The organism is Streptomyces sp. NPDC127068, from assembly GCF_042724695.1.
Classification (GTDB): Bacteria; Actinomycetota; Actinomycetes; order Streptomycetales; family Streptomycetaceae; genus Streptomyces.
On the sequence record NZ_JBHXEN010000024.1, the window covers coordinates 107,847 to 116,989 of the forward strand.

Sequence of the window (9,143 nt, forward strand, 5' to 3'; positions counted from 1 at the left end):
TCAGAACCTCAGGGACGCTTCGGTCAGGGCCGCGCGCAGCACCTGTTCGATGAAGGTGAACTCGGCTTCGCCGACGATGGCCGGGGGTGCCAGGAGGATCGCGGGGTCGCCCCGTTCGTCGAGCCGGGCGTGGAGTCCGCCCTCGCGGAGCGCCGGTGCGAGCAGTTCGTCCAGGAGGCGGCGGCGTTCGGGGGCGGTGAAGGGTTCCCGGGTGTGCTTGTCCTTGACCAGCACCACGCCCCAGAAGTAGCCGGCGCCGCGTACGTCGCCGACGATCGGCAGGTCGAGGAGTTTCTCCAGGGTGGTGCGGAACAGGTCCTCGTTCGCGCGGACGTTCTCGTTGAGCTTTTCGCGTTCGAAGATCGCGATGTTCTCCAGCCCGACGGCGGCGGCGACCGGGTGCCCGCCGAAGGTGAGTCCGTGGACGAAGGTGTTCTCCTTCTTCGTGAACGGCTCGAACAGGCGGTCGCTGACGATCGTCGCGCCGGCGGGTATGTACCCGGAGGTGATGCCCTTGGCGCCGGTGATGATGTCGGGGGTGATGCCGTAGCGGTTGATCGCGAAGAAGTCGCCGATGCGGCCGAAGGCGGTGATGACCTCGTCGGCGACGAGGACCACCCCGTACCGGTCGGCGATCTCGCGGACCCGTTCGAAGTAGCCGCGGGGCGGCGGGATCGCGGCACCGGAGTTCTGCACGGGTTCGAGGAAGATCGCGGCGACGGTGTCCGGTCCTTCGAACTCGATCGCTTCGGCGATCCGGTCCGCGGCCCAGAGCCCGAACGCCTCCTCGTCGTCGCGCAGGTGCTCGGGGGCGCGGTAGATGTCGTTGGTGGGCACCTTGTGGGCGCCGGGTACGAGTGGCTCGAAGGGGGCCCGCAGTCCGGGGAGGGAGGTGATGGCCAGGGCGCCCTGGGTGGTGCCGTGGTAGGCGATCGTGCGGCTGATCACCTTGTGGCGGCCGGGCTGTCCGATGGCCTTGAAGTACTGCTTGATCAGTTTCCAGGCGGTCTCCACGCTTTCGCTGCCGCTGTTGGTGAAGAAGACCCGGTTCAGGTCGCCGGGGGCCCGCTCGGCGAGTGCCTCGGCCAGTTCCGCCGCGCGCGGGTGCACCGCGTTCCAGATGGGGAAGTAGTCGAGTTCGCGGATCTGCCGGGCGGCGGCCTCCGCGAGTTCGGGGCGTCCGTGGCCGGCGTTGACCGCGAACAGCCCGGAGAGGCCGTCCAGGAACCGGTTGCCCCGGTCGTCCCAGAGGTAGGCGCCTTCGGCGCGGGTGATGACCGGGACCTCGCCGCCGGCGGAGAGCTTCGCGTGGTTGGTGAAGTGCAGCCAAAGGTGGTCACGGGTCTGCTGCTGGATGTCAGAGGTGGACAAGGTCGCACTCCCAGGGTGTCATTCCGTGGTGGACGAACAGCGGTGTACTCGTGGGTGGTTCGAGCGGTAGGGGTGGAGTTCTAGATCGCGAGCTTCGGTGCGTACTGGCGCAGCCACGAGGCGAAGTTCAGGACGACCTCGCCCTCGAAGTTGCTGACGAGGCCGTGTGACCTCGCCGCGTCGGTGAGGCCGCCGGGGGTCAGTACGTGCGGGGCGAAGATGTCCGCGAGCCCGTCCGGCGGGTCGGCGAGGACCTCGGTGAGCTGCCGGTCGAGCTGGCGCGAGTAGTCGGGGTCCGGGGTGGTCGGGTAGGGCGACTTCCGGCGCTCCAGCACACCGGGCGGGAGCAGGTCGGCCACCGCGTCGCGCAGGACGCCCTTCTCCCGACCGCCCGCGTTGTGGACGTGCCGGGACAGCGTCACCAGGTGTTCGACGATCCGGTGGTCGCAGAACGGGACCCTGACCTCCAGGCCGCCGGCCATGCTCAGCCGGTCGGTGCGGTCCAGCAGCATCGGCAGGAAGTAGGTGATGGCCAGGTGGATGATCTCCCGGTGGCGGCGCTCCCGCGCGCTGATCGACGGGTCGAAGGTGAGGCCGCCGATCGCGGTGGCGTACTCGTCGCGCAGGTACTCGTCCAGGCGCAGTTGGCGCGCGAGCCCCGGATCGATCGTGCTGAGGACGCGCTGGTGCAGATAGCCGTGGGCGGGGCTGTCCGCCATCCACGGAAACGTCTGCGCCTCCACGGCCCGGGGTTCCTGGAACCACAGGTAGCCACCGAGGATCTCGTCGGCCGCCTCGCCGGACAGGGCGACGGTCGCGTGTTCACGGACCGCGCGGCACAGCAGGAGCAGGCTGGTGTCGAGGTCGCCGAAGCCGTTGGGGAGGTCCCGGGCGCGCACCGTGGCGTCCCGCACCGCGCCGCTGGCGAGCAGTTGGCTGTCCAGCACGATGTTCGAGTGGCGCGAGCCGATGTGGTCCGCGGCTTCCCGTGCGTAACGACGGTCCAGCGCGGAGCGCGAGTCGGTCGAGTCCGCGACGTCGGTGAAGTCCACCGAGAAGGAACTCACCGGGGAGGTGCGCCCCGGCAGGCCGTTCGCGAGGGCCGTGACCGCCGAGGAGTCCAGCCCGCCGGAGAGGAACGTGCACAGCGGCACGTCGGCGATGGTCTGCCGGGCGACCGCGTCGTGCAACAGCGTGCGCAGCCCCTCCACCGCGGAGTCGAGGTCGTCCGCCCGGGCCGGTCGACCGATGAAGTCCCGGACGTCCCAGTAGCGAATCGTGCGAACGCCGTACCGGGAGAACTCCAGGACCTGTCCGGGCAGCACCTCCGAGATTCCGCGGTACGGGTTGGTTCCGGGGAACTTCAGCAACGGCAGCACCAGTTGCCGTAGTCCGTCCTCGTCCACCGAAGTGACCACGTCGGGGTGGGCGAGGATCGCCTTCGCCTCGGAGCCGAAGATCAGCCGGTCGCCGTCGCGGTGGTAGTGCAGCGGCTTCACGCCCAGGTGGTCGCGCACCAGCCACAGCGTCTCTTCCCGGTCGTCCCAGATTGCGAAGGCGAAGATGCCGTTGAAGTGTTCGACGGCGCGCACCCCCCACTCCACCCAGGCGGCGAGGACGACTTCGGTGTCGCTGGAGGTGCGGAAGCGGTGGCCCCGGGCGGCCAACTCCACCCGGAGTTCCCGGTGGTTGTACAGCTCGCCGTTGTAGGAGAGGGCGAACCGGGCCTCGGGGCCCGACGGGGGGAACAGCATCGGCTGCTCACCGTTCTCGATGTCGATCACCGAAAGCCTTCGGTGGGCGATCACCGCCTGCCGGGAGAGCCACACACCGGAGCCGTCCGGGCCCCGGTGGACCTGTGCGTCGTTCATCTTCTCGGCAATGGCCCGGGCGTCCGGACCGAGTCCTGCTAGGTCAACCCAGCCGGCTATGCCGCACATGAAGGATCCTCTCGTTTCTCATGGCCCGCGAACCCGCATGTGGGCTGGGGGTGCCGTGGCATCGGCACAGGGGGAACCGGTGAGTGTCGTGCGAGGCCCCTTAGGGGCGACGCCGTCCTTCGTCCGGCGTGAGCACGAAGGCGTCAGGCTCCGTCGGGCGGAGCTGACGGAGCGCGGGGCGACAACAGGACTCGTATCCGGGACCGGAGTTCCGCCCCGCGCGCGCATCGGTGGACAGGGAACGGACCCGGACGGCGCCACCCGAGTGACGGGCCGTGGGGTGATGGTGCGGCGCCCGCCCGGCTGACCAGGGGGGTATACCTATGTGGGCGATGCCGTTCACCGTGGTGACTCCGAGTGCGTCAGTGCTGATGCGGCGCGATGATGCGCGGCTGACCAGCAGAGATCGGGAACCGAACCGTGCAGAAAGGGGGTTCAGGCCCAACAACAGACGCACAGGACCGAGCCGCGGTGCACGCCGGATGGCGTGTCAGCGATGCGGGTCGGAGTGCTCATGCGGCGATGATCGCAGTGCATGATTGGCCGGCACAAGGACTTCTCTTGAGCTTTCCACAATGTGAGATGGCGGGGAATCAAGGGAGTTGGCGGGGGCGGGGAACGCCCCGTCGCCTGCTCCGCACTCACCCGCCGCACGCATCACGGCGCCTCAGGAACGGGGCTCGCACGGCACCCCCAGCCAACCGTCCTCTGCCACAACTACCCAGGTCAGCAGGGGAATTGACTCACGCGGGAAGCCCCTCCGGAATCCTCTCCCGGGCGAACTCCCCGTCCAACAGACGCGCGAGCGAGAGCAGTTGCCGACTGCCGCGATCGGTCCGCCACACCAGGGCCATCTGTGACGGTTCGTCAAGACCGTCGATCAGCAGGTACTGCACGTCGCTGCGGGTGGCCCGCTCCGCCAATGGACGGCAGACCAACATCCCGTGCTCACCCCCGGCCACCAGCGCCAGCCCCTCCTGAACGGTGGTGATCCCGGTAGTGGAACGGATCGGCGCGCCGGCGGGGGTGGAGCGGGGCACCCGCGCCGCCATCCAGTAGTCGGGGGCGTCCCCGACGGGATGCAGGACGTCCAGTCGGGCGAGCTCTTCGACGTGCACGCGCTGGGCCTCGGCCAGCGGGTGGGAGTTGGCGACGGCGAGCAGTCGGTCCTGCGGGGGGAAGCGGTAGCCAACGGTCAACGCGGGCTCGTTCACCGGGAGTTCCACCACCACCGCGTCGAGCCGGCCGCTGAGCACCGCCGTGAAGGGCGAGCCCAGGGGGATCTCGCTCAGCGCCATCGTGACGTCGTCCTGGGCCCGGAGCTTGCGGAACGCCTCGGTGACCTCCTCGTAGACGCTGCCGTGGAAGCCGATGCGCAGCTGACGCAGGGCACCGCTGCTGGCGCGCTCACGGGCTTGGGCGATCACCGTCGTCAAGGTGTCGTAGGCGGGGCGCACCTCGTTGACGAACTGGGCGCCGAACCGGCTGAGGGCCACGCTGCGACTGGTCCGGTCGACGAGCCGCACGCCGACCCGGCGTTCCAGAGCGGCCACGAGTTGACTGACCCGGCTCTGCGAACACCCGAGCCGGGTCGCCGTCCGGCCGAAGTGCAGTTCCTCGGAGAGGACGAGCAGGCACTCGATCTCCTGGATGTGGACCTGGTTCATCGCATCCCCTTCAGCACCCGTGATTGATTACTCTAGCTCATGGAACCTTGAGGAGATCGCTGTTGTTCCGGCCCCGGTGCGCTGCTTGATTGGTGGCATGGACGCGCATGCACCGGTGCCACGCACCGGCTCGGAACCGGATCGCACGACCCCCTGGCAATGGCTAGGGGTCCTGGTGTTGTCGTTGAGTACGTTCGTGGTCGTGACCTCCGAGATGTTGCCGGTGGGAGTGCTGACCCCGATGGCCGACGGGTTGGACGTCGCCCCGGGAACGGCCGGTCTCAGCCTGACCATCACCGGTCTGGTGACCGCGGTCACCGCCCCGGCCGTCCCCCGTCTGCTGGGTGCGCTCGATCGACGCGTGGTGCTCGCCGTGGCCATGGTGGTGCTGGCGGCGGGCAACGCCCTGAGCGCGGTGGCCCAGGGCTTCGGGCTGCTCGTGGTCTCCCGGGTCGTCCTGGGCCTCGGAATGGGAGCCGTCTGGGGCCTCTCGGCCGCGGTGGCGACCCGGCTCGTGGCCCAGCGCAACATCGCGCTGGCGGTGTCCTCCGTGGTCAGCGGGGTCGCGGCGGCCTCCGTCGTCGGTGTGCCGCTGGGCACCTTCGTCAGCAACGCGTTCAGCTGGCGCGTCGCCTTCGGCGCGCTCTCCGTCGCCGCGGTGGCGCTCGCCGTAGGACTGGTCCTGGTCCTGCCCCGCCTGCCCCGCCCGGCCGCTGCGCCCGGCTCGGACGAGCAGGGCCGCCACGAACCACTCCTGCGCACCCCGGCGGTGGTGATCGGGCTGGTGCTGATCCTGTTCCTGGTCACCGCGCACTTCGCCGCCTACACCTATGTACGGCCGGTCCTCGAAGAGCGCACCGAACTGTCCCCCGGCCCCATCGCCCTGGTGCTGCTGGTGTACGGCCTGTTCGGGCTGGTCGGCAACTTCGCCGCCGGCGCCGTGGCGGCACGCCGCGCGCTGGGCACGGTGCTCGGGCTGACGGCCGGCATCGGCGCGGCCATCGCGCTGCTCGCCCTCTTCAGCACCGTCTCCGTGCTCACCGGCATCAGCGTCGCACTGTGGGGCCTGGCCTACGGCGGACTGTCCGTGGCCTGCCAGATCTGGATGACCCAGGCCGCGCCGCACCGCGTCGAGCACGTGACCGGGCTCTACGTCGGCGTCTTCACCGCCGCCATCGCCCTCGGTGCCTTCCTCGGCGGCGTGGTCGTGGACACGGCCGGCATCAGCACGCTCCTGTGGGGCGCCGCGGTCCTCACAGCGGTGGCCTTCGCCGTCGGGCTCCTCTCCCCCGGCCGGACCTCGCCGCCCCGCCCGGCCGACGACTCCCCCGCCACGTCCCACCGACCGACCGAGAGTCCGGCCGCCGCGGCGCCGACCAGCACCTGATCCGCTCCTCCGGCCCGTCGCCGGTCAGACTTCCCGCCCGGGGGCCCGATGGCCCCCGGGCGCAGTGCCGGCCCCGGGCGCACGGTCGGACCCGGGGTCGTCCGCCCACGGCCACGGCCCCGCTCCCGGGGCGAGCACCGCCGCCGCCGCGCCGATGAGGCCCGCGTCCGTACCCAACGATGCGGGGGCCACGGTCAGCGGGCGGCAGAACGGCAGGGTCGCGTACCTGGGCAAGGACCGGCGCAGGGGGGCGAACAGCACCTCCCCCGCCTGGGCGACTCCCCCACCGACCACCGCGATGTCGATCTCCACCAGCGCCGCGGTCGCCGCGATGCCGGCGGCCAGCGCCCGCGCCGCCCGCTCGAACGCCTCCCGGGCGGCCGGGTCGCCGGCGCGGGCGGAGTCGGCGACGGAAGCAGCCGAGGCGTCGGCGTCGGGAGCCGGACACCAGCCGTTCGCGCGGGCACGTCGCACGATGCTCGGGCCGCTCGCGAGAGCCTCCACACAGCCGCGCGACCCGCACGGACACGGTTCGCCTTCGAGGTCCACACTGATGTGGCCGATGTGGCCGGCGTTACCGGTGGCTCCCTGGTGCAGACGCCCGCCCAGAACGAGCCCGCCGCCGACCCCCGTGGACACCACCATGCACAGCGCGTTGACGTGCCCGCGCGCCGCACCCCGCCAGTGCTCGGCGGCCGTCATCGCCGCCCCGTCGCCGACCAGCCGGACGGGCAGCCCGCCGCCGACCAGCGCGTGCACCTGCTCGACCAGCGGGTAGTCCCGCCAGCCGGGAACGTTCACGGGACTCACCGTTCCCGCCGCCGCGTCCACCGGTCCGGCGCTACCGATGCCGATCGCCCGCACCCTCCGCCACGACGGGGACGCCGTCAGTTCGCCGACGGTCTCCGCGACCGCGCGCAGCACGGTCGCACCGTCCCGGGTCGCCGGTGTCAGACGCCGGGCCCGCAGTCCGATCCGGCCCCGGCCGTCCACCAGCGCCGCGGCGATCTTCGTTCCGCCGATGTCGAGCGCGGCGACGAGGTCGGTGTGCATCCGAGTCGGTTCTCCCAGGGAAAGCAGTCGAAGCCCGTCGGGCAGTCTCACCCCATCTGACAACGTTGTCCAGGCTCTATGCTCGACGCCACGCGTTCGCCCTCCCTCGCAGAACACCCGTGTGACGACAGGACAGGACACCGCATAGTGACCGATACATCCCCCAGGATCGAGAATCGCTACGGCAATCGTCCGACCATGAAGGACGTCGCCGCGCGCGCGGGAGTCGGCCTCAAGACGGTCTCCCGCGTGGTCAACAGCGAGCCCGGGGTGACCCCCGAAACCGAGCGGCGGGTCCAGGAGGCCATCGACGCACTGGGGTTCCGCCGCAACGACAGCGCCCGGGTCCTGCGCAAGGGGCGCACCGCCAGCATCGGACTCGTTCTGGAGGACCTCGCCGACCCCTTCTACGGACCGTTGAGCCGCGCCGTCGAGGAGGTCGCCCGCACGTACGGCGCACTGCTCATCAACGGGTCGAGCGCCCAGGACCCTGAGCGGGAACGGGAGTTGGCGCTCGCGTTGTGCGCACGGCGGGTGGACGGGCTGTTGGTCATACCCGCGGGGAACGACCACCGGTACCTGGAGCCCGAGATCAGAGCGGGGATCGCCACGGTGTTCGTGGACCGGCCGGCCGGCCGGATCGAGGCGGACGCCGTACTGTCGGACAGCTACGGGGGCACCCGGGCCGGGGTGGCGCACCTGATCGCACACGGACACCGAAGGATCGGGTTCATCGGCGACCAGCCGCGCATCCACACGGCGGCGGAGCGGCTACGGGGGTACCGGGCGGCGATGGCCGATGCGGGGATACCCGTTGCGGACTCCTGGATGTCGCTCGGCGTCACCTCACCGGAACGGGTGGGGCTCGCGGCACGGGACATGCTGTCCGGCGCCGATCCGGTCACTGCGGTGTTCGCGGGGAACAACCGCGTCACGGTGACGGTCGTACGGCTCCTCGCCGAGTGGCGGCGTCCCGTCGCGCTGGTGGGGTTCGACGACCTGGAGCTGGCCGACCTCCTGGACCCGGGCCTCACCGTGGTGGCCCAGGACGCGGCACTGCTCGGACGGACCGCCGCGGAGCGGCTGTTCGCCCGGCTGGAAGGGGGGGCGAGCACGGCGCCGCCCGAGTGGGTCGAGTTGCCCACGCGGCTCCTGGTACGCGGATCGGGCGAGATACCCGGCGAGACCGGCTGACCGAACACGCGGCATGGGTCGGGCCCCCGTGACCGGTGGTGTGGTGCGTGGTCGCGGGGGCCCGGACGGCTGTCGGCCGTGTCGGCCCTGTCGGCCCTGTCGGCCGTGTGGGTCCTGTCGTGCTGGGTGCGGAGGTTAACCCTTGCGCTTGTTGATCTCGTCGGTGAGTTGGGGCAGGACCGTGAACAGGTCACCGACCACGCCGTAGTCGACCAGATCGAAGATCGGCGCTTCGGGATCCTTGTTCACCGCGACGATCGTCTTCGACGTCTGCATCCCCGCACGATGCTGGATCGCCCCGGAGATCCCGTTCGCCACATACAACTGCGGCGACACACTCTTGCCCGTCTGCCCCACCTGACTCGCGTGCGGGTACCAGCCCGCGTCGACGGCTGCTCGCGAGGCGCCGACCGCCGCACCCAACGCATCCGCCAACTCCTCGATCACCCCGAAGTTCTCCGCACCGTTCACCCCCCGCCCACCAGCCACCACCACCGCAGCCTCCGTCAACTCCGGACGCCCCGACACCAC

The 9,143-nt window shown here is 70.8% G+C and carries 7 protein-coding genes; 2 read left to right on the forward strand and 5 right to left on the reverse strand.

Features of this window, described 5'->3' with window-relative positions:
* The 3 genes from ACFWIA_RS17410 to ACFWIA_RS17420 form a co-directional block, all read right to left on the reverse strand.
* Entirely contained in the window at window positions 1–1,371 is a 1,371-nt protein-coding gene (locus tag ACFWIA_RS17410; RefSeq protein ID WP_387005520.1) for an aspartate aminotransferase family protein, read from the reverse strand.
* An 80-nt stretch (window positions 1,372–1,451) separates the two neighbouring features.
* Complete coding sequence (gene asnB, locus ACFWIA_RS17415) at window positions 1,452–3,311, reverse strand: asparagine synthase (glutamine-hydrolyzing) (protein ID WP_387005523.1); 1,860 nt, start codon at window positions 3,309–3,311, stop codon at window positions 1,452–1,454.
* A gap of 743 nt (window positions 3,312–4,054) precedes the next feature.
* Window positions 4,055–4,978 (reverse strand): LysR family transcriptional regulator, encoded by a 924-nt coding sequence (locus ACFWIA_RS17420; RefSeq protein ID WP_387005526.1) that lies wholly within the window; start codon window positions 4,976–4,978, stop codon window positions 4,055–4,057.
* 97 nt (window positions 4,979–5,075) lie between these two features.
* On the opposite strand from ACFWIA_RS17420, the gene ACFWIA_RS17425 reads away from it, so the two are divergent.
* Complete coding sequence (locus ACFWIA_RS17425; protein WP_387005529.1) at window positions 5,076–6,365, forward strand: MFS transporter; 1,290 nt, start codon at window positions 5,076–5,078, stop codon at window positions 6,363–6,365.
* A gap of 24 nt (window positions 6,366–6,389) precedes the next feature.
* Here ACFWIA_RS17425 and ACFWIA_RS17430 read toward each other — a convergent pair whose 3' ends face one another.
* Entirely contained in the window at window positions 6,390–7,418 is a 1,029-nt protein-coding gene (locus tag ACFWIA_RS17430) for an ROK family protein (protein WP_387005532.1), read from the reverse strand.
* 198 nt (window positions 7,419–7,616) lie between these two features.
* On the opposite strand from ACFWIA_RS17430, the gene ACFWIA_RS17435 reads away from it, so the two are divergent.
* Window positions 7,617–8,612 (forward strand): LacI family DNA-binding transcriptional regulator, encoded by a 996-nt coding sequence (locus ACFWIA_RS17435; RefSeq protein WP_387005534.1) that lies wholly within the window; start codon window positions 7,617–7,619, stop codon window positions 8,610–8,612.
* A gap of 135 nt (window positions 8,613–8,747) precedes the next feature.
* On the opposite strand, the gene ACFWIA_RS17440 is transcribed toward ACFWIA_RS17435, so the two are convergent.
* Window positions 8,748–9,143 (reverse strand): electron transfer flavoprotein subunit alpha/FixB family protein (locus tag ACFWIA_RS17440; protein ID WP_387005537.1); only part of this gene is annotated, 396 nt, incomplete at its 5' end.